The organism is Microbispora oryzae, from assembly GCF_017896165.1.
GTDB lineage: Bacteria > Actinomycetota > Actinomycetes > Streptosporangiales > Streptosporangiaceae > Microbispora > Microbispora oryzae.
Window position 1 is genome coordinate 87,838 of the sequence record NZ_JAFCNB010000014.1, and the last position, 22,399, is coordinate 110,236.

Below are 22,399 nucleotides of genomic sequence, written 5' to 3' on the forward strand. Positions count from 1 at the left end.
CGTCTCAGGCAGGGCGGAGGACAGCGACCAGGAAGCTCGAGTCGTCCCTGAACGGACGCAGGTCCCACGTGGACAGCAGCAGGTCGGGTTCGAGCGCGGCAGCAGCCGCGTCCGCGAGGAAGTCGCTGAACTCGTAGCCGCGGCCGGCGCCGAAGCCGATCGCGGCCCGGCCGTCCGGCGTGAGGTGCGCACGGAAGCGTCTCAGCACCTCCCGGCGGGTGCTCGGCGCGAGGAACGTCATCACGTTGCCTGCGCAGACGATGGCATCGAACGGCGTGGTGACGCCCTGCGCGGGAAGATCGAGTTCGGCCAGGTCGCCGACCAGCCATCGCGGCCCGGGGTGGTCATGCTCGGCGGCCTCGATCAGAGCCGGGTCGACATCGACGCCGACGACGTCGTGGCCGGCCTCGGCCAACGCGCCGCCGACCCGGCCGGACCCGCACCCGGCGTCGAGGACGCGGGCGCCGCGCGGCACCATGGCGTCGACGAAGCGGGCTTCCCCGGCGAGGTCGTCACCGGCGCGAGCCATGGAACGGAAGCGCTCGATGAACCAGGTGGAGTGATCGGGGTCGGCGGCGACCTTCTGCATCCAGATGCTCTGTTCAACCATGCCCCGCATTCTCCCGGAGCGGAGGAGACGATCAGCGACCGCCCGGACGGATGCCGTCGTCCGCGGGCATTCGACGGCAGCGGCAATGAGAAACAGGTAGGCGAAGCACACCAGGTGCGTCGGTGGCGGACAGGCTGGTAGGTACGTCGAGAAGGTCGCCACGCTGGCCCGCCCACATCTGACAGGAGCGTGCGCACATGCCCGGTATCCCGTTGCAGGTGGTCATCGTCGGTGGAGGGCTCGGAGGCCTGTGCGCGGCCCAGGGCCTGCGTGCCGCCGGCATCGACGTCATCGTCTACGAGCGCGATCCGTCGCTGGACCACCGGCCGCAGGGGTACCGGATCCACCTCGACTCCCGAGGGGCGGGCGCGCTGCGCGAGTGCGTGCCCGCCCGGCTGTACGAGCTGTTCACCGCCACCTCCGGGCAGCCGAGCAGGCGCGTCACCATCGTGGACGAGCGGCTCCGGGAACTGCACGCCGTCGAGTTCGACGGCGTGACGGCGGACGGGGACCCGGCGTCGTTCAGTGCCTCGGTCGACCGTATGACGCTGCGCCGGATCCTGCTGGCCGGCCTGGAGGACGTGGTGCGTTTCGGTGCGGAGTTCACCCGCTACGAGCCCGAGGGCCGGCGGGTGCGCGCCTGGTTCGCCGACGGTACGAGTGCGGGGTGCGACCTGCTCGTGGGCGCCGACGGCGCCGGCTCGCGGGTGCGCCGCCAGATGCTCCCGCACGCCCGGATCAAGGACATGGGCACCCGGTGCGTCTACGGGAAGACGCCGCTGACCGACGCCGTCGCCGAGCTGCTGCCACCCCGGCTCGCCGAGGGGTTCATGTCCGTGCGGGCGGGCCGGCTGGGCCTGGCGCTCGGGCTCATGCGCCCGCGAGAGGACCCGGCACGGGCGGCGGCCCGGTTGTGGCCGGGTCTGGACCCACACTGGCGGGGCGACTACGTGATGTGGTCCCTGGCCGTGCCCGCCGCCCTGCTGCCCGGCTCCGACGCCGAGCTGTCGTTCCACGGCGCCGGTCACCTGCACCGGTTCGTGGCCGAGCGCGTCACGGGCTGGCACCCGGCTCTGGTGCGGCTGATCGAGGCCGCCGACGTGGACCAGACCTCCTATGTCCCGATCAGGAGCTCGGTGCCCGTCGCGCCGTGGGAGCCGTCCGCCGTCACGGTGCTCGGCGACGCGATCCATGCGATGAGCCCCGCCCAGGGCTCCGGGGCGAACTGCGCGCTGCTGGACGCGGCGCTGCTCTGCCGGACGATCTCCGCGGCCATCGCCTCGGGTGGGCCCTTGACGGCCGCGATCGGTGAGTACGAGCGGCGGATGACCGAGTACGGCTTCGCCGCGGTTCGCGCTTCCGAGCAGGCGGCGTCGTCCTTCGGCGGAGGTCCGCTCGGCCGCATTCTCAAATGGGTCGGCCGGCTGTCACCCTAGCCATATCCAGGGGGAATGCCAGGCCGCCCTCGGTCAGGCTCCGAGTGCTCCGGTGGCGAGCAGGCAGAGGAGGGCCGTCCCGAGGACGATCCGGTAGAGGACGAAGGCGTTGAGCGAGTGCCGGGCCACGAACTTCAACAGCCAGTCCACCATGACCCAGGCCACCACGAAGGAGACGAGCGTTCCCACCGCCAGCGGCAGAACGCCGACCCCGCCGCCGATCGTGTCCTTCAGTTCGTAGATCCCGGCGCCCGTCAGCGCGGGGATCGACAGGAAGAACGACAGTCTGGTCGCGGCGACCCTGTCCATGCCGCGGAGCAGTCCGGTGGAGATCGTCGCCCCGGAGCGGGAGAACCCGGGAAACAGCAGCGCGAGGATCTGCGAGGAACCCACGACCATCGCGTCCGTCAGTGACGTGTCGTCCTCGCCACGCTTCAGGGTGGCCGTCCGGTCCGCGACCCACATGATCGCGCTTCCCACGATCAGCGAGGCGGCCACCACCCACAGGGACGCGAGCGGGCCCTCGATGAGCGGCTTGGACAACAGTCCCGCCGCGGCGATGGGGATGGTGGCGTAGACGACCCACCAGGCGAACCGGTAATCGTGGCTTCGCCTCGCTTCCGGGTTGGTCAGGCCCCGGCACCAGGCGGTCGTGAAGCGGACGATGTCGCGGAAGAAGTAGACCAGGACGGCGGCGATGGCGCCGACCTGGATCACCGCCGTGAAACCGACGATCGCGTGATCGCTCACCGGTATGCCCATCAGACCTTCGGCGATCTTCAGGTGGCCGGTGGAAGAGACCGGGAGGAATTCGGTCAGGCCTTCCACGATGCCGAGGATGACGGCCTGGCCGACGTCGATCGAGCTCATGCATGCGTCCCTGTGGCGGAGGGTGCCAGTGGAGATCTTTCCGACCGGGCCCTCCCGAGGCTACTGCAGGCTTCCGTGGCCGTCAGCGACAACGCCCGGTGAGGCCGCTATACGGCGGCCACGGTGACGTACGCGATCGGGCCGCCGGACGTGGATTGCAGACGCCTGCCGAGAAGGTGGCCGGCCACTCGCAGGTCGTCGGCTGCGCCGATCGCGACCATGTTGGTGGCCGTGTCGAGGTCGCTGATGTAGCCGGCGAGCCGCGCGTCGAAGCGATGACGCACAGGGCCGGTGGCGGTCTGTTTGGTGTCCCACGTGTCCAGACCCGTGAGCACGGCGACGACGAATCCGCCGAGCGTCACCGGAAGAACGCCGGCCTGGGCGATCTTCTCCGGTGTCCCCACCCACCACCCTCGCAGCGCCTCCAGCAGGTCTTCGGGCGTCAGATCGGCACGGAAGCCGATGAATCTGCGCTCGCCTTCTGGGTCGGGCTGTGCCACGTCGACGCGCAACACCGCCATCGTGGCATCACCCGTTGCCGGGTGTAGGTCGGGGAGCGCCACGGCCGGGCGAGTCCCGATGCGCTGCGCTACGTCCGCAGGGATGACCAGTTTGCTGCCATGGTGCCCGGCCGCAGGCAGCAGACCTGCGGAGACGATCTTCCGCAGCCCGGCGAACGAGACGTCGAAACGGCCGGCCGCCTGCCGCAGGGTGAGGAAGCTCATGTCTCGTACCGCCGCCTCTCCGGTAACTGCATCTCGACTCTCGAAAACGCCTCGCGTGCGTCTGTCGAGGGCTTGGACCCACTTGACCGCGACCGCGGCGACCTGGATGAGCTCGCCGCGCAGGCGGTCGGCGTCGTTCTCGGCGAACGCCTCGAGGACCTCTTCGTGCAGGATGTGCCGCCAGGTCAGCCGGCCTTCGGCCGCGGCGTCGGCCACGGCCTGCTTGGCCAGGTCCGCCTCGGACGCGTAGGTGGGACCGGTGCCGTCGGGGTGTTCCCGAAGGCCCCACATCGCATCCTGGGCGGCTCGTTCCGTGGCCACGTCGCTCAGCACTCGATCCAGCGACCCGGGAAGGCCGTAGTCACCTGGCTGCGTCATCGTGTCGGGTGTCCTTCCTCCGGACGACGATCTGGATGTGCGCGCGGCGGAACCGCTTCAGGCGGATGCCGAGCGTATGGCCCGAAGCGCTTCATGGAGATCGTCCCAGGGGAAGGAAGCCGCTCCCGGTGGGCCTGAATCGGGTGCGGGGAGGCGGTCCCAGCGCAGGATCATCCGGACGCCCCATTCCTTGAGCCGGGCCACGCTGCCGGGGAAGGCGGGATGCTTCGACAGCGCGTGGTTGGGCCAGGGGGCGGCGACGATCGGCAGGCCGAGCCCGAGGGCTTCGTTCAGCAGGCCCAGTGCCAGAGTGTCGCTGATGCCCAGTGCCCACTTGTTCGTCGTGTTGAAGGTCGCCGGGACGACCGCCATGGCGTCCGCCGGGGGCAGCACGTCCGGCTCCTCAGGCCGTTTGTAGTCGTGCCGTACCGGATAGCCGGTGAGCCGGCTGAGCCGCTCGGCGTCGATGAATTTCGTTCCTGACGGCGTCGCGATGACACAGACCCTCCAGCCGTCCGCCTGGAGCCGCTCGACGAAGGCGGGAAGGTCGGCCGCCGGTCGGCCCCCGCACGCGATCACATACAGAACCGGCTCACCCTCTGCCATATCCCGCCGCTCTCCGTTCCTCTGCGATCACCATCGGCCGTTGTCCGCTGACCGACGGGCACGGTCACCGCGGTCGAGGCGAACACTACGTCCGCGAACACCGGCCCGTGGACGGATGGCGACGCGGCAGGGCTGGTGTCACGCGATAGAGGGCGGGGAACTCAACTCCTGCGGTCGACTTCTGGATCGGCGGCGAGGGCGGCGATGACACGGCCGATGAAGTGAAACGTCGTCATGACGGCGGCCTCCGGCGGTGCTCCGCCCGCGGTCTCGCTCGCGGGAGCGTCCCGAGTCAGGTGATGGCGTGCTTGTTGCCGGTGGATGTGCTGCTCGATGAACGCGGGGTCTTGGGCTTGGTCTTCTTCACCGACTTGCTGGTCTTCTTCGGCTTCGCCGTCTTGGCGGCCGGGCTGCCGCCGCTCGAACCACCGCCGCCGCTGACGGTGGTATGCGGGGTGCCGGTGGCCTCGGTCGAGACGGGGGCGGTGACCGTGAGGCCGGAATATCTCTTTCGCGTGTCGGCTTCGATCACTCCGACGTCCGGCGAGGTGACGCGCTGGCCGGTGAGCCGGCGGACGGTGTCCGCGTGATCGATCCCGGTCGGCTTGGGGCCCGTGCCCTTCGTCCACGCGTCGAACGCGGCGAACTTTCTGGGGTTCTTCGCCTTGTACGGCCCGGCGTACTCCTGCTTCCACACGGCGATCAGGCTCTCCGCGTGTCCGTCCTGAACGGCGCCTCTGAGCCGGTCGCTGCGCGAGCCCGAGCCGGTGGGGGAGTAGAGGATGCTGTCGCGCTCAGGCACGGGGAGCTCCGAGGTCGTGGTCGCGTCCTCGTCGACGACGGTGCGCATGTCCCTGCTGGCGAGCGCCTTCCGGATCAGGTCGTCGTGCATCGTCTCGCTCGTGGTCTCCAGCGTCTCCTTCGCCAGCGTGAAGCTGACGCAGTCGAGGTCGCCCGCCTTCGCCGCCTGGTCGATGCCCTGCATGGTGTCGCGCTGGGAGGCGTTGCACATCTCGAACGTGACGTCGCGGAGGTACTTCCAGTAGCCGCCGCCCTGGGACAGCGGGATGGGGACGTCGTCGGTGTCCTCCAGCTGGGCGTGCTGGATGAGGTGCAGATCCGAGTTGTAGAAGGCGAGCGGCCCGCCGCTGTCGCGTTCCGCTGAGAGCTCAGGGAAGCCGGCGCCGTCGACGACCACGATGCCCACGGACTTGGGCACCCTGGCCAACCGGTCGAGCACGTCCTCCTCCATGAGGCGGGCGGAGTCCGGGAGGCTGAGCTGGCCGGCGGCGAGCGTGCTCCAGTCGTCCGGCGCCTTGCTCGTCACAGTGTCGAGCAGGCCAGTGAAGATCGAGTTGTCGCGCATCTTCTGGAGCGCCTGGTAGAGGTAGTCGCTCCGCATCTCGTCGGGACTCTGCGCCTCGTAGGTCAGCAGAGCGATGTCCGGCCGGGTGGGGGGCGTGGGGGCCGAGCCGGCACGGCCCCTGCTCGTGGCCTGGACGGTGGGCTTGATGATGATCGGGTCGGCGCCGCCCATCGTCGCCGGAGCGCTGGCCGTCGTGGTGGGCGCGGGTGGCTTTGGTGTCGGGGGCCTCGGGGACGGGCCGGAACCGCTCGAAGGAGTGACGGTCGTGCCGCTCTTGGCTGGGAGCTTCTTGACCGTCGGAATCGTCGGAGGCTTGGCCGGAGGCTTGACGGGCCGTTTGGCCGCGGTGGGGGTCGTGGCAATCGGCTTGGTGGGCGGCTTGGCAGTGGGCGTGGTGGTCGACGACGACGGCAAGAGCCAGGTCATGCCCGCGAACGGGTTCCTCGGGTCCGGCGGCGCGGAGGGCGGCGGGGCCGGGGTGAGAGACGCCGGGGTGCGGGACGCCGAGGTGAGAGGCGTCGGGGGGGCGGGGTTCTGCCTGGGGCGCTTCACCGAGTCGCTGGTCGAGACCGACCTGCCGCGCTTGTTGAACTCGTTCGTCTCGCCCTGGAGGGACATGGGCCGCCTACTTCTTCTGCTTCTTGACGAATGCCTTGCCGCGGGACGCGGCGTTCTTCTTGACCGGCTTCCGCTCCGGCTCAGCGGACGAGGCGCCGAAGTCGGTGTCGGTGGAGTTGGTGACGCCCGGGTTGAAGAGCAGCGGATGCTGGAAGGTCTGGTTGACGTGCTCCAGGATCAGCGACACCTCGGAGTCGTCCACCTCGATGCCGGTGTGCGCCAGGACGAGCGACCTGTGGTCGATCTCGGGCGCCTCGCCCCGCTCGTTGGTCCAGTCCTCGAACGCGGCGGCGAGCTTGGGGTTGACCTCCGCGTACTTCGCCCAGTAATGGTCCTTCCACGCGGTGACGTACTGCAGGGCGTGTCCCTTGTCCACGCTGTTCTTCAGCCGCGCCGCCCGCGACCCGCTCACCGAGGAGTAGAGCATCTTCCCGAGCGCGGGCGGTTTCAGCGTTTTCTTCGCGTTCGAGACGTCGTCGACCACGTTGAGGAAGCCGGTGTCCTTGAGCGCCAGCGTCACGAGCGTGTCATGGAGGTTCTCGCTGAGCACCTCCTGCGACTCCTTGGCCAGGCAGTAGCTGACGCAGTCGAGCAGGCCGTCGGCCGCGGCGGTCTCGATGGAGATCATTTTCTGCCGCTGTGAGGCGTTGCACAGCTCGAAGACGATGCCGTGCAGGTAGGCGAAGTAGTTGCCGCCCGACTGGAGGGGGGTGGGCGCGTTCGTGCTGTCGTTCTGGGCGTGGTCGATGAAGTGCAGCGTCGAGTTGTACCGCGCCTTGGACGAGCTCGCCGCGTAGTCCGCGGTGAGGCCGGGGAAGTCGGCGCCGTCGACCACCACGATGCCGACGCTCGCGGGCACCTTGGCGATCCGCGCCAGCACGTCCTCCTCCGCCGCGCGGTCGGGCTCGGGGAGGTTCTCCTGCTGGGCGACCAGGGCCTGCCAGTCGTCCGGCGCCTGGCCGGTCACGGTGGCGAGCAGCTCGGTGAAGATCGGACTGTCCCGGATCTTGACGAGGACCTGGTAGAGATAGTCGCCCGCGAGGTAGTCCGGGTCGACCGGGTCGAAGGTGACCAGCGCGATGTCCGGCCGGTCACCGGGGTTCTGCCGGCCGGCGGTGGGTGTGATGACGACCGGGTCGGGGACGGTCTCGGGCGTCATGTCGACGTCGGCCGTGGTCGTCGTCACCGGGGCCGGCGTGACGATGGCGTCCGCCGTCGTCACGCGCTTCTCGACCTTCGGCTTGCGCTTGGCGAGCGGTTTGTCCGGCACGTACCCGGTCTCGAGGATCACGTACTTGTCGGGTTCCCGGACGAGCGAGCCCGAGCGGGACCGTGTGCGCGGCCCGGACTGGTCGGCGCCGCTCGTCGTGTTGCCGGCGGGCGGGGTGTTGCCGATGGTCTTGGCGCGCTTGGTCCGATCGTTGTTCTGGGCGCCGGCGTCCCGGCCGCGCTTGCGCGGGGTGGACGGTGGGCTCCCCTCTGGAGCTTCGCTCATGAGCCCGCCTCTCCCTGGCGTCGGCCGCGTTGGCTGCGCTACGGGACGTTATGTCCCGCGCCGCCGCGTGGTCAACGACCAGTTTGGCGCGGTCCATTGAAGAGCTCCAAAGGTCGGAAGTTGTCACCTTCCCGCCACATAGCTCACATCCGCCCCGATCGGAAATCATGGGGCGGCCGATTCGGGGGCCGATTCGGAAATCTGAGGGGACGTATCCGCGTGCACAGCGATGCCTGGTTACCCAGTTACGAACGGCTCTTCGGGGATCTCGACCTGCGGGCGGGCGACGAGGCGCGCTCGGTGTACTCACCCGCCGCCTACCTCACCGACCTGCTCAACCTGCTGGACGACGCGTTCGACGACCCCGCGCTGCTGCGGCGCAGGCCCGACATCGCGGCGATCCCGCTGGACGCCGGCAACACGTTCCCGCAGGTGCCGTACCTGGACATCGTGGTGCGGATCCTCGAAGGGCTCGTCGGGCCCCGGCCGTACGAGACGCTGCAGAAGCTCCGGCACCCGGCCGGGCTGCCGTTCTCGCTGGAGGACGCGCGGATCGCCGTCTACCTGCGTCACCTGGGGCTCGACCCGGTCGAGCTCTACCGGGTGTTCACCGGCCGCCTCGACCCCGGCCGGGTTGCGCGCGAGCGGCTGCGGCTGACCTCCCTGGACGTCGAGGTGGTGGCCACCCCGCGCGCCGACGACGCCGGCATCGCCGAGCTGTACGGCAGGCCGCTCGCCGAGCTCGCCGACGTCGAGACGTTCCTGGCGGCGACCGCGCTGCACGGCGACGAGCTGAGCGTCGTGCTTTACGGCGACCCCGATCAGAACGCCGCTCTGGAACGTTCCGAAGAGGACTTCTTCGTGCACGCGGGCGGTCCCGTGGTTCGTGTCTCCGACGACGGCCTCACCCTTGTGCGCGCCGACGACCCCGCCGCGGCCGTCCCGGCGGAGTGGTTCGACCGGGTCAACCGCTTCGTCCGGCTGGCCAGGCGCACCGGGCTCACCTTCCCCGACCTCGACCTCGTGCTCGCCGCCTGCGCGGACGGCACGCTCGACGGCCCCGCGCTGCGCCTGCTCGCCGCGGCCGTTGACCTGCGCGACGCGCACGGCGTGCCGTTCGACGTCGTCGCGACGCTCGCCGCGCGCCGGGTGCCGCGCGAGGCCGCAGCGCTCGCCCCGCCGACCGGCGACGTGCTCGGGCCGCAGAACCGCGAGTACCGGCTGCGGCTGTCCGTCGCGCTCGACATGGCCGAGGCCGACCTGGTCGCCGTCGTCCAGCACTTCCGCGACCATTACGACGGGCCCCTGGAGGAGAGCCCGTTCGACCGGACGATCGGCACGCCCGCGCTGTCGCTGCTGGCCCGGGCCGCCCGGCTCACCGGGGCGCTCGGCCTGCCGGTGGAGGACCTGTTCGGCCTGATCGCGGCCGTCGAGGCGGATCCGGCGCTGGCCAGATACTCGACGTTCGCAGCGCTGCCGGTGACCGAGGCGGGCCCCGGCGACTGCCACCAGACCCTCATGGGCGACGACCCGGAGGCCGCGCTGTGGCTCACGCAGACGCTGTGCGCGGTGAACGCCTGGCTGACCGCGTCCGGCTTCGCCGTCGCCGAGCTGGGGCAGGTGCTCGGCGAGCCCGCCACGGCCGAGGACGCCGACGAGGAGCTGGCGGTGCTCACCGGCATCGCCGGCCGCTTCGCCGACGTCGCCTTCACGCCCGGGTCGCTGGTCTCCGACCGGTTCGACGAGCGGTCCGCGCAGGTCGTGCACGACGTGCTGGTGGCCTACGACGACGGGGTCGTCTCGCCGCGCGACTCGCGCCTGCTGCGGCTCGATCCGGCGCGGCTGGCCGACGCGGCGTACGCGGCCGTGTCGGACCTGCCGGTGCTGACCAAGGAGGACTTCCAGGGCATCGGGCTCGCGCCTCGCGTCGCCGCGAAGATCTTCGCCAACCTCGTGATGTACGGCCTGTTCGGGTCCGACGGCCGCCTCAAGGTCGAGGAGGTGCCGGATGACCTGCTCGTCGCGGGCTTCTTCGACGACCTCGCGCCCGTCCTGTTCGACGCGCTCGCGCGCGCGGGGGAGGCGTTCCACCCGTCCGACGTGGCCGAGCTGCTGCCCGACCTGGACGAGGTGGACCAGGAGGAGCTGTACGACAATCTCGTCTACAACGGCTACCTGGACGAGGACGGTGAGATCGTCGACCAGGATTTCTTCGCGGACCCGGGCAACGTGGACCTGTTCTCCCCGACGGCGGGCCTCGCCGATCTCACGCCCGCCGTGCTCGACGTCGTGGCGGCCAAGATCGAGGACGCCGGCGCCGCCGCCATCGCGTTCGACCCCGGTGTGCTCGCGGAGCTGCGCCTTCCCGAGGAGCGGGTCTCCGAGCTCACCGAGCTGCTGCGCTTCAACGGCCTGCTCGACGCCGGCGGCGCGTACACCGACCCGGTGGCGCTGCTGACGCTCGGGGCCGACGACCTGCCGGTGCCGCTGGAGCTCTACCCGGCGCGCCGTTTCATCCTCGACGCCCTGCGCGACCAGGTCGACGCCGCCCGCGGTGAGCTTCTCACCTTCGGCCCCGCCGACTTCCTGGACGTCGCCGACGCCGCGCAGGCCAGGCGCGTCGTGGATCTGCTGGAGAACTCGATCACCCAGGACGGCCGGGTCCGCGAGGACTCACGCGGCCTGTTCGGCGACACCGAGGGCTACCTCGACCTCGGCGCGGGCTTCACCGCGGCCGACGGCGTCGTCGTCTACGAGCGCATCGGGGCGATCGTGCGCGCGCAGGCGCCGTACCGGCTGGACCTGGCGGCGGTGGCCGACCTCGGGTTCGACGAGGAGGAGCGGGGCCAGCTGGTCGCGTTGCTCGCCGACGCGGGCGACCTCGACGCGTCGCTCGGCGTGCCGCGCGACATGCTGCACTACTTCGCCACCGTCACCAACGCGCTGGACTTCACGCTCCCCGGCGCGGAGGACTACAGCAAGGACGTCTTCTTCCTGCTGCACGCGGTCGCCAAGCAGACGACCGACGCGACGACCGAGATCGCGAACCGGGTCGCGGCGCTCGCCGGGCGGCAGCACGCGGCGGTGCTCGCGGTGCTCCAGGACGCGTTCGGCGTGCCCTCCGACGTCGTCGCGGCGATCTGTGACGCGATCACGCCGGACGTGCTCGACCTGCTCGTGCCGCCCGCGCTCGCGGGCGACCCGACCGTCCCGGCCGTACTGCCCGGCGAGCCGCGCCTGCGCCGCTCCTACCGGCGGATCAGGCGGTTCGCCCGGCTCGCCGCCAAGCTCGGCCTGGACGCCGCCGGGGTGCGCGTCGCGTTCCACGACCAGGACCTGGCGGGCAAGTTCCCCGAGCCGCTCGCGCTGCCGCCCGGCGTGGACGGCATCGACGCCCTGCTCACCGGCTGGGACGACAAGATCTACCTGTTCCGCGGGGCGAGCTACTGGGTCTACTCGGCCACCACGTACGCGCTCGCCGATCCGCTGCCGAAGGCGCTGACCGACCTGTCGCCGCACTTCTCCGGGCTCGCCGGGATGGACGCCGGCTTCACGCTGCCGGACGGGGCCGAGTGGCTCGTCGGGCGCGGCGTGGACGGGCAGTCACACGCGTTCGTCCGGGCGCGGGGCGGGCTGCGCTGGGGGCCGAAGGACCAGGTGTGGGGCAAGGTCCGCTCGACGTTCGACGACCCCAAGAAGATCGACGGCGCGTTCGTGGACGCAGACGGCCGCACGTACCTGTTCTGCGGCGACCAGTACGTGCGCTACTCCGGCGCAGACCTCTCCGTCGCCGACGAGGGCTACCCGCGCGCCGTCGCCGACTGGTGGGCCCGCGAGGGCAACGACACCCCGCTGCCCGCCGGCTTCGAGCGGAACGTGGACGCCGCTTTCCACGGCCTCGACGGGCGCACCCACGTCTTCAGCGGCGACCGCTGGTCCGACGGCACCGGCGAACGGCCGCTCGCCGACCGGTGGGGCCGCCCGCGCAACGCGTTCGAGGGGGCGGCCCGGCTGGACGCCGCGTACGCGGACGCCGAGGGCTACCTGCTGTTCAGCGGCGACCAGGTCGCCAGGATGACCGACAGCCCGGAGAACGACGGCGTCCGGGTCGCCGACGGCAACCCGGTCAGGATCGAGGACTGGCGGCCGGACGTGCCCGCCGGGTTCGAGTCGGGCCTCGACGCCGCGTTCCGCGACGCCACGGGCACGATCCACCTGTTCAAGGACGGCAGGACCGTCGCGCTCGGCCCCGAGGGCTCCGGCGAGGTCACGCGGACGGCGCTGCGCTGGGGCGTGCTCGCCCCGGTCCTGCCGGGCGGCACGGTCGACGCCGCGTTCGTCGGCCGCGACGGCAAGACCTACCTCTTCAGCGGCGACCGGTACGTGCGTTACTCCTCGGCCGACTACTCCGTCGCCGACCTCGGCTACCCGCGCGGCGTCGCGGGGGACTGGGGCGGCCTCGACCGGGTGGACGCGGCGTTCGTGCTGGACGGCGCGACCCACCTATTCGGCCCCGTCGGCCAGATCCTCGACCTGCCCGCCGCGTACGAGACGGAGCTGGCGGACGGGCGGCTGTCGGTGGCGCTGCGCCGCCGCCTGCGCGAGCACGGCGTGACCGTGCCGGACGACGCGCCGGTCACCGGGACGTCGCCCGAATGGCAGGTCGTCGCCGAGGGCCCGATCACGCTGACCATCCGCAGGGCCGGCGACCGGATCAAGGTCCTGGGCGACGACACCGTCTTCTACGTGCGCTACTCGACCAAGGACTACACCGTCCCCGACGCCGGATATCCGCGCCCCCGGGCGGAGAACTGGTGGAACCTGCCGGTGGGGCTCGCCGCCGACCCGGCGTTCGCGACGATCGACGCGGTGTTCACCGGGCGCGACGGCCGGACCTACCTGTTCTCCGGGCCGCGCTTCGTGGTGTTCGACGCGCGGCACCGCTGGTGGTCGGAGCCCGCGCTGCTGAGCGAGCAGTGGGACAGCGTCCCGTTCGACCGGGTGGACGCGGCGTTCGTCGGCCGGGACGGCAAGACGTACGTCTTCAGCGGCGACCGGTACGTCAGATACTCGGGCACGGACTACACGCGGGTCGACGACCGCTTCCCGGCGCGAGTCGGGGCGTTCTGGGGCAACGTCGCCAACGCCATCGCCCGCACCGGCCAGGTGGACGCGACGCTGGTCCTCGACGTGGTGGAGACGGTGGACGGCGCGCAGGTGCCGCACACCTACACGTATCTCTTCTCCGGCGACCAGTACGTCCGCTACGCCGACGGCGACTACTCGGCCGTCCAGGACGGCTACCCGCGTCCCCTTTCCGCGCTGCGCACCGAGCCGCGGATGGCGGCGCTGTCCGTCGAGTTCGACGGGCTGGACGCGGCGTTCGCCGACCACCGCAACGTGTACCTGTTCCGCGGCGGCCAGTGGCACGTCGTGTCCGACACCGTCTACCGCGCGTACTCCGGCCTCGACCTCGCGGCGGTGACCTGCGCGTTCGTGGAGAACGGCGCGGTGCTCGTGCAGCGTGACGCGGGCTGGTCCAGGCGCCCGGCGCTGGAGGGACACGTGGTGGGAGGTGGAGTCGCGGAGGAGGCGGTGCGGCCGCTGACGCTGCGGCGGGTGCCGGAGGACTACCGGACCGGCCTCGACGCGGTGCTCACCGGGGCGGACGGCGCGACCTACCTGTTCAAGGGCGCGAACTGCTACAACACGCAGCTCGGCAAGGAGTATCCGGCGGCCGAGGAGTGGGGCCGCCCCCGTAACACCATTTATCAGGACAACGCGGTGGACGCGGCGTTTGTCGGCCGGGACGGGAAGACCTACCTCTTCCGGGGCGACCAGTTCGTCACCTACAGTCCCGGCACCCCAGGCGGCCTCGACACCACAGACGGCGAGCCCCGCCCGATCGCCGGCCACTGGGGCGGCCTCACCAGCGTGACCCTCGCGTACATGCGCGACGGCGTCACCTACCTGTTCGAGCATCCCGACGCCGACGGCGTCATGCGGCACGTCGTCTACAGCGGAGAGTACGGCCCGTACGCCGAGCCCGACCCCGGCTATCCGGCGCTCGCCGACGCCACGTTCTGGAAGGCGCCCGACGGGTTCCCCGTCCCGTCGGCCGTGCTCTTCGAGGGCGACACGATGATCCTGCTCAACGGCGAGCGGTGCGTGCAGCTCAGCGAGACCGGCCAGTGGTCCTACCCGCGCCCGATCGAGCGGGTGTGGCGCGGCTTCGGCCGTGACCTGCCGCCGGGCGACGCGCTGCGCGCCGCGTTCACCGCGCCGGACGGCGCGACGTACTTCTTCTTCACCGAGCACTACGCCCGGTACGCGAACCGCGCCTTCGACCCGCCCGCGCCGATCAGGCAGCGCTGGGGCAGATCGGTCAACCCGTTCCTGCCCGACGACGGCAGCCGTGGCGTGGACGCGGCGATCGTCTTCGGCGACGACACGACCTACCTGTTCTCCGGCACGCAGTACGTCCGTTACACCGGTCCCGACTACCAGTACGCCGACCCCGGCTACCCCAGGCCCATCGCGGGCGGCCTGCGCGCCGAGCCTGCGTTCGCCGCGCTGCCCGAGACGTTCGAGGACGCCGTGGCGGACCGGGGGAGCGGCCCGGTCGTGCGGGCGGCCGTCGCCAACGGACGCACCGCCTACCTCGTCGTCGGCGGTGTGCTGCACGTCACGTCGCTGGCCCAGGAGCGGACGTACGACCTGGCCCTGCTCGGCCGGGTGCGCAACGCGATACAGGACCGACGGCGGGTGGACGCGGCGCTCGTCCGCGACGACCACACCTATCTGTTCTCCGGCGACCAGTACGTCCGCTACACCGGCCCGGCCTACGACCACCCCGACGACGGCTATCCGCGCTCCATCGCCGCCGCGCTCGCCGACGATCTGCGCGTCGGCGCACTGCCCGAGGCGTTCGACGACGGTCTGGACGCCGCGTTCCGCGGCCCGGACGGGACGCTGTACCTGTTCAAGGGCGCGCTCTTCCACGACGGCACGACCGCGGGTGCGGTCGCCGGCCGGTGGGGGAGGATCCGCAATGAGTTCGCCGCCGCCCCGATGATCGACGCCGCGTTCGTCTCCCCGGAGGGCGACCTGTACGCCTTCCGCGGCGACCAGTACGTGAAGTACCGGCCCGGTGCCCCCGATCTCGTCGAGGAAGGGTATCCACGCACCATCAAGGACGACTGGGGCGCGCTTCCCGCCGACTTCGAGTCCGGTGTCCGCGGCGCGTTCGTCGTGGAGGGCCGCACCTACCTGGCCCGCTGCGACCGGTACGTCCGCTACTCCGGCGCGTACGACGACGTGGACCGCACGTTCCCGCAGCCGTTCCGGCGCCGCTGGTCCGACCTCGCCGACTACCGGCTGACCGATGTGTACGCGATCAGCGGCTTCGCCTCGCTCGCCCGCACCCACCCCGGCCTGGCCGAGCTGTTCGACGCGGGCGCCCCTGATCCGTTCGCCGCGTTGGCCGGGCTGTTCGGCTGGCAGGCCGAGGAGGTCCGCTGGCTGCGCCGCAACGCCGGGCTGATCAGCGCGTTCCCCGCCGAGGAGGACCGCCTCGAGATCGAGTTCCTGCTCGCCCTGGTGGACCTGTTCCGGCTCGCGGGACGTGCGGGGACCGGCCCGTCCGACCTGTACACGCGGGTCGTGGCCGGGCCCGCGCCCGCGGACGCGCTCGCCCTGCTGCTGGAGCGCCGGCACGCCCCGCAGGAGTGGGAGGCGCTGTCGGCGGTCGTCGAGGGCGAGCTGAACGTCCTCAGACGCGACGCGCTGCTGCCGGCCGCGCTGCGCCTCAACCCCGGCCTGGCCGACGTCCGCGCCCTGTACGAACACGTGCTCGCCGACGTCGAGATGGGCCCCGATGGCACGACCTCGCCGGTGCGTGAGGCCATCGCCGCCACGCAGCTCTACATCCACCGTTACCTGCTCGACCTGGAGGACCCCGGGGCCGCCGCGGCCGACGTCCGGGAGAAGATCAAGTCGTGGTGGACGTGGCTGAAGAACTACCGGATCTGGGAGGCCAACAGGAAGGTCTTCCTCTATCCGGAGAACTACATCAGGCCCGAGCTGCGCGACACCAAGACGCCCGCGTTCCGTGAGCTGGAGAACGACCTGCTCCAGGGCGAGATCACCGCCGACAGCGTGCAGCGCGCCTACAAGCGCTACCTCGACGAGTACACCGAGGTCTCCCGGCTCGCCGTCTCCGGCGCGTACGTCTACTCCGCCGACGGCGACGACGAGGGCACCCGCAGGCTCGTGCTGTTCGGCCGCACGAGGACCGAGCCGCGCCGCCATTACTACCGCTCGGCGGAGTTCCGCGACGGCACGCGGCTGTCGGCCACCTGGGAGCCGTGGGTCAAGGTGGACATCCAGATCGACGCCGACCGGGTGGACCCGGTGCACGCGTTCGGCCGGGTGTTCGTGTTCTGGAGCGTCGTCGAGACCGTCGCGCCGGACGCCACGGGCGCCACCACCCTCGTCACGAAGCAGAGCGGCGACAGGCAGAGCGTCGCCGCGCCGCCGCCCAAGCACCGGCTCCGCGTCTTCTACTCCTTCTACAACCTCAGCAAGGAGTGGGTGCCCGCGCAGGAACTGCCGCCCGGCGCGCTGGAGGACGGCCGGATCAGCGACGTCCACCTGTTCGTCCAGGCGTCCGCGACGCTGCCGGGCGGCGATCCCGGCACGCACGACTCCATCGTGGTGTCGCGCTCCTACACCGTCGCCGGGCCGACCGGCCCGCTCACCGTCACCGCGGCGCACGCGCTCACCCCCGAGCTGTACGCGGTGCCGGTCGGCGTGCCCGTCCAGCCCGCCCGGCTCGTCGAGCTGTCGCGCATCTTCGACGAGCCCGCCGGCGCGCCCGTCGACCCGGCCGGAGTCGTGCGGTTCAACAGCCCGGCGGGGTCGCAGGACGGGCCGTGGTTCAGCGTGGACCACAAGGGCGGCAGCTTCCTGTGCCGCCCGATCACCATGGACCCCGCCACCGACCCGGCGCTGATCGGCCTGAAGGACAACGCCGTCCGGCTGCCCGCCTGGGCCGAGATCGACGCGGCCGTCGAACTGCCCGGCGGCACCCGCCTGTTCTTCACCCGGAACGCCGCCGGCGGCGGCGAGTTCCTGGAGGTCAAGACCAGGGGCAAACTGCGGACGAGCAACGACGTGACCACCACGAGATGGGGCGTCGTCGGCAACTCGCTGACGACGACCGGGGCCGTGGACGGCGTCGTCGTCCGCGGCGACCTGACGTACGTCTTCTCCGGACCGCAGTACTACTGCTACCGCGGCACGCCGTTCGGGCCGCCGCAGACCGGCTACCCCAAGCGGCTGCGCGACAACCCGGACGGGTTCCCCCGCTGGGACCGGGTCGATCTCGCTTTCAACTCGGGCACCGGGGCCGAGTGCTTCGCGCTGGCCGACGGCACCTACTACGAGTCGGCGCCGTCCGGGCTGCCCGGGAAGCTGCGCGACGGGTGGAACCGCGCGCTGCCCGACGCGGTGTTCGTCCGCGACGGCCGCACCTTCGTCGTGACCGGCGGCCAGTACGTCCGCTACGGCGGTGTCCGCGACAACAGGCCCGACGACAGGGCCGACAAGCCGGACCGCGCGGCCCAGGACCGGCCCGACCCCGGCTATCCCAAGGCGCTCACCGACGGCGGCGACGACCGCCTGCCCGCCTGGCAGCGCCTGGACGCCGCCTTCGCCTACGGCGACAACTGGTACTACTTCGACAACGGCGCGGGCACCTACCTCACGGACGGCCCGGGCGGGCGGAGCACGGGCCAGACCCGCGCCCTCGGCGGCATCCCCACCAGGATCAGCACGACCGGCCTGGTGGACGCCGCCTACCAGGCCGACCGCAAGGTCTACCTGACCAGCGGCCTCGAATACATGCGGTACTCGCTCGTCGACGACGACACCGTCGCCGCGACCGCCGACCCCGGCTACCCCAGGGCGCTCCCGCAGCGCGTGCGTGGCGTGTTCCGGCGCGGCGACCGGCGCTACGTCTTCGGCGACGGTACGTACGCCGTGCTGCCCACGGGGAAGGAGCTCGGCGACCTCACCCCCGGCGACTTCCACGCCATCGGCGGCAACTGGCACTCCCTGCCGCCCGGCTTCGCCGGCGGCTTCACTGGCATGCTGGACGCCGACACCCAGCTCTACCTGTTCGTCGGCCCCCAGTACGCGAGCTACCCCAAGGACACAGTCGTCCCCCGGCCGTACGAGTACGCCGAGCTGCCGCACGAGATCGTCCGGCTCACGTCGAGCAGCGCGTTCGAGCTGAACCGGCGGCTGCTCGTCGGCGGGGTGCCCGCCCTGCTCGCCCCCGAGGCGCAGGAGACCGACGAACTGCCCGCGTTCAGCAAGGTCACCTCGGGGCCGGCCACGATCAAGGTGCGTCCCGAGGTCGCGGGCATGCCCGCCAGCTCGCACCTGGACTTCTCCAGCGCCAACGGCCGCTACTACTGGGAGATCTTCTTCCACGCGCCGATGCTCATCGCGCAGGCGCTCGCCACCGCGCAGCGCTTCGAGGACGCCCGGCAGTGGTACGAGTACGTCTTCGACCCCACCGAGCAGGAGAGGTACTGGCGGTTCCTGCCGTTCCTCGCGGTCGACGTGCGCGCCCTCGTCGCGGCCTGCCGCGCCGACCTCGACGCGCTCGCCGACACCGGCGTCTCCGCGGCGCTGGGGCAGACCCTGATCGACGTCGAGGCCGTCGCCCCGGCGTTCGAGCAGGCCAGAACGCTCACGACGCAGGAGGGCGCGTTCCTCGACGGCCTCGCCGCCGGCGCGCTCACTCCCGTCGACACCGAGCTCGGCCGGCGCACCGGCGACGCCACCGCGGCGGCGCTGTGCGAGAAGGTCGCCATGCTCGCCCGGCTGCGCGCCCAGTACAACCTCATGGGCGACCACGGCGCGCTGCTCAAGGCGTACCAGGACGACCCGTTCGACCCTCACACGATCGCCGAGCTGCGGCCGGCGGCGTACCGGCGGGCCGTCGTCATGGCCTACGTGGACAATCTGCTCGACTGGGGCGACATGCTCTTCCGGCAGTACACGATGGAGAGCATCGACGAGGCCCGCATGCTGTACGTCCTCGCCTACGACCTGCTCGGCAGGCGTCCTGAGGGGGTCGGCCCGATCGCCCTGTCGCCCACCCTCACCTACGACGACCTGCGGAACGCCGAGTGGACCCCGGACGCCGCCGCGGAGCGGATCACCGCGGGCGGCCGGATGCTCGACGGCCTCGGCGCCATCCACACCAGCGTCGCCCACCCGTACTTCTACATCCCCGGCAACTCGGTGCTCGGCGACTACTGGGCCAGGGTCGAGGACCGGCTCCGCAAGATCAGGGCGTCGCTCGACATCATGGGCGTCAGCCGGCCGCTGCCGCTGTTCGAGCCGCCCGCCGACGTCATGGCACTGGTACGCGGCGCGGCCGGCGGGCTCAGCCCCGACCAGGTCGTGGCCGGGGCCGGCGCTCCGGTGCCGCATTACCGGTTCTCGTTCGTCGTGCGCAAGGCCCAGGAACTCGTCGACGAGCTGCGCCAGTTCGGCGGCGACCTGGTCAGCGTCCTCGAACGGCGCGACGGCGAACAGCTGAACCTGCTGCGCGCCCGGCAGGACACCGCGATCCAGATCATGCTGCGCGAGATCAAGGAGGCGCAGGTCAGGGCGGCCGCCGAGAGCCTCGCCGAGGCGCAGGTCTCGCTCGACTACGCCAACAAGCGGGTCACGTACTATCAGGACCTGATCGCGGCCGGGCTGACCCCGCTGCAGCTCGCCCAGATCGCCGCCATGACCGGCGCGTCCATCGCCCACCTCTACGCCAGCGGGCTCAAGATCGGCGCGGCCATCGCGTTCGCGGCGCCGCAGGCGCTGGTCGGACCGTTCATCATGGGCACCGAGCTGGGCGGCGAACAGGTCGGTCAGGTGCTCGACAAGGGCGCCGAGGTCGCCTCGTCGATCGGCGAGGCGCTCAGCGTCACCGGAGAGCTGTTCGCCGTGCGCGTCGAACAGGAACGGCAGGAAGGCGACTGGAAGTTCCAGCTCATGGTCTCCCAGGGCGAGGTGGCCGAGATCCAGCACCAGGTGGCGTCCGCCGCCGCCCAGCTCGCGTCCGCCCAGCGCGACCTGGAGCTCACCAACCAGGAGATCGCCAACGCGCAGGCCGTCGCCGACTTCATGACCGGCAAGTTCAGCAACGTCGACCTCTACCAGTGGATGTCGGGTCGGCTCGCCACCCTGTACTTCCAGTCGTACAACCTGGCCCACGACATGGCCCGCGCGGCCGAGCGGGCCTACCAGTACGAGCGCGGCACCGACCAGACGTTCATCAGGCCCGCCTACTGGGAGAGCCAGCGGAACGGCCTGATGGCGGGCGAGGCGCTCGGCCAGGACCTGCAACGGCTCGCCACGGCGTACCTCGCGGGGGACATGCGCGGCCTGGAGATCACCCGGCGGGTGTCCCTCCTCGCGCTCGACCCGCTGGCGCTGCTGAAACTCAAGTCGGAGGGGCGCTGTGAGTTCGCGCTCACCGAGGCGATGTACGACCGCGACTTCCCCGGTCACTACCGCCGCCGCATCAAGACGGTGTCCGTCACGTTCGAGAACGCCGAGGAGATCGTCGACGTCAACGCGACCCTCACGCAGCTCGGCCACCGCACGGTGCTCACCGCCGACCCCGCGGCGGTGCGCTACCTCATCGACGGCCGCGGCGCCGCTCCCGCCACGGTCCGCTCCGACTGGCGCGCCGGACAGCAGATCGCGCTGTCCGACGTCGAGGAGGGCCGCGACAACAACGGCCTGTTCGAGTTGCGCTTGGACGACGACAGATATCTGCCGTTCGAAGGCACCGGGGCCGTCTCGACGTGGCGGCTGGAGACGTCCGGCCTGCCGCCCGCCGACCTGACCGACGTGACGATCGTCGTGAAGTACGTCGCCGACCAGGGCGGCGCGGTGTTCGCCAACGCGGTCAAGGGCATGCTCAAGCCGTACCAGGCCGCCCGCTACATCGATGTCGCGGAGGAGTTCCCCGGCGAGTGGTCCGCGTTCACGGAAGGGGAGACCGACCGACTGACGCTGCCGCTCACGCCCGCCCTCTTCCCGCGCCTGACCGGACGCCAGCTCACCGGCGTCGCGGCGACGTACGTCACGAACGGCACCGGCCCGGCCGACGGCACGGTGCGGCTGCTGCTCGGCGGCGACCCGAGGACGGCCCTCACCGAGGGCTCCCTGGTCCGCGCGGCGGGCATGACCGCGGACGACATCTCCTTCACCGCCGACGGTGATCCGTCCACGCTCAGCACCGTCGGGCTCATCTTCACCTACCGCGCCGTCTGACCCCTCCCCGCGTGACTCACCCCGGCTCGGGCAGGTGCGCCGTCGCCAGCCTGGCCGGGTCGGTCACCACCGTGATCTCGGCTACCCGGCCGTCGACGACGGTGATCGAGATGACCGACAGCGGGGTGCCGTCCTCGCGCCAGGACACGATCCCGGGAAGACCGTTGACGAGCACCGTCCGGCCCCGCGCGGCCGCGCCGGCGCCAAGCTGCGCGCCGGTGGCGACCTTGGTGGCGCCCAGGGTGACGATCATGCCGTTGGGCGTGTGGACGGTCAGCTTCACCTCGGGGTCGAGAACGCGCAGCAATCCCTCGAAGTCGCCGTGGCGGGCCGCCGCCAGGAAGGCCTCGACCACCTCGCGCTGTTCCCGTCCGGCGGCCGCCGGACGTTCGGTGGCCTGCACCTTCCTGCGGGCGCGGCTGGCGAGCATCCTGGTGGCCTCCACGGACTTGCCGAGGATCTGGGCGATCTCGTTGAACGGCACCGCGAACAGGTCGTGTAGCACGAACGCCAGCCGCTCGCCCGGCCCGAGCGACTCCAGGACGACGAGGAGCGCGAGCCCGACCGAGTCGGCGTGCGCCACGTGGTCCTCCGGGGCGGGGTCGTCGTCGACCGTCACGATGAGCTCGGGCAACCGGTCCTCGTAGGACGCCTTGGGGTGGGCCTGGCGCGATCGCAGGACGTCGAGGCTGATCCGGCCGACCACCGTGGTCAGCCAGCCGGCGAGGTTGTAAATGGTCGCGGGGTCCTGGCGGGAGAGCCGCAGCCAGGCCTCCTGGACCGCGTCCTCGGCGTCGGCGTGCGATCCGAGCACACGATAGGCGATCGCGCGCAGCCGGTCGCGCTGGGCCTCGAACGTCTCGGCCACCAGGTCCGTCGGGCTGCTGTCGGACATGTCGTTACCTTCCTCGGAGCTGCTCCGTCATGAGGATGACGAGC

At 71.4% G+C, this 22,399-nt stretch carries 9 protein-coding genes; 2 read left to right on the forward strand and 7 right to left on the reverse strand.

Going from position 1 to position 22,399, the window contains the following annotated elements:
* Positions 1 to 4: 4 nt before the first annotated feature.
* Positions 5 to 610, reverse strand: coding sequence for a class I SAM-dependent methyltransferase (locus JOL79_RS23505; protein ID WP_210158060.1), 606 nt, complete (start codon positions 608 to 610; stop codon positions 5 to 7).
* A gap of 197 nt (positions 611 to 807) precedes the next feature.
* Between JOL79_RS23505 and JOL79_RS23510 the strand changes: the two genes are divergently transcribed.
* The gene (locus JOL79_RS23510; protein WP_210158061.1) at positions 808 to 2,046 is read left to right on the forward strand and encodes an FAD-dependent oxidoreductase; all 1,239 of its coding nucleotides are present in this window, start codon (positions 808 to 810) and stop codon (positions 2,044 to 2,046) included.
* Positions 2,047 to 2,079: 33 nt separating this feature from the next.
* Here the strand turns inward: JOL79_RS23510 and JOL79_RS23515 are convergent, their stop codons facing one another.
* From JOL79_RS23515 to JOL79_RS23535, 5 genes are all read right to left on the reverse strand, one after another.
* Positions 2,080 to 2,916, reverse strand: a complete 837-nt coding sequence (locus JOL79_RS23515) for an undecaprenyl-diphosphate phosphatase (protein WP_210158062.1) — start codon at positions 2,914 to 2,916, stop codon at positions 2,080 to 2,082.
* Positions 2,917 to 3,023: 107 nt separating this feature from the next.
* Complete coding sequence (locus JOL79_RS23520; RefSeq protein ID WP_210158063.1) at positions 3,024 to 4,019, reverse strand: hypothetical protein; 996 nt, start codon at positions 4,017 to 4,019, stop codon at positions 3,024 to 3,026.
* A 57-nt stretch (positions 4,020 to 4,076) separates the two neighbouring features.
* The gene (locus JOL79_RS23525) at positions 4,077 to 4,625 is read right to left on the reverse strand and encodes a flavoprotein (RefSeq protein WP_210158064.1); all 549 of its coding nucleotides are present in this window, start codon (positions 4,623 to 4,625) and stop codon (positions 4,077 to 4,079) included.
* A 292-nt stretch (positions 4,626 to 4,917) separates the two neighbouring features.
* On the reverse strand, positions 4,918 to 6,609 hold the full coding sequence (locus tag JOL79_RS23530; protein ID WP_210158065.1) for a hypothetical protein: 1,692 nt from the start codon (positions 6,607 to 6,609) through the stop codon (positions 4,918 to 4,920).
* A 7-nt stretch (positions 6,610 to 6,616) separates the two neighbouring features.
* A complete protein-coding gene (locus JOL79_RS23535) occupies positions 6,617 to 8,104 on the reverse strand; it encodes a hypothetical protein (protein ID WP_210158066.1) in 1,488 nt (495 codons plus the stop codon).
* Positions 8,105 to 8,323: 219 nt separating this feature from the next.
* Between JOL79_RS23535 and JOL79_RS23540 the strand changes: the two genes are divergently transcribed.
* Positions 8,324 to 21,460 carry a Tc toxin subunit A-related protein gene (locus tag JOL79_RS23540; RefSeq protein WP_210158067.1) on the forward strand — a complete coding sequence of 4,379 codons (13,137 nt, stop codon included), beginning with the start codon at positions 8,324 to 8,326 and terminating at the stop codon, positions 21,458 to 21,460.
* A gap of 16 nt (positions 21,461 to 21,476) precedes the next feature.
* Here JOL79_RS23540 and JOL79_RS23545 read toward each other — a convergent pair whose 3' ends face one another.
* Positions 21,477 to 22,355, reverse strand: coding sequence for a sigma-70 family RNA polymerase sigma factor (locus tag JOL79_RS23545; RefSeq protein WP_210158068.1), 879 nt, complete (start codon positions 22,353 to 22,355; stop codon positions 21,477 to 21,479).
* Positions 22,356 to 22,399: the final 44 nt, after the last annotated feature.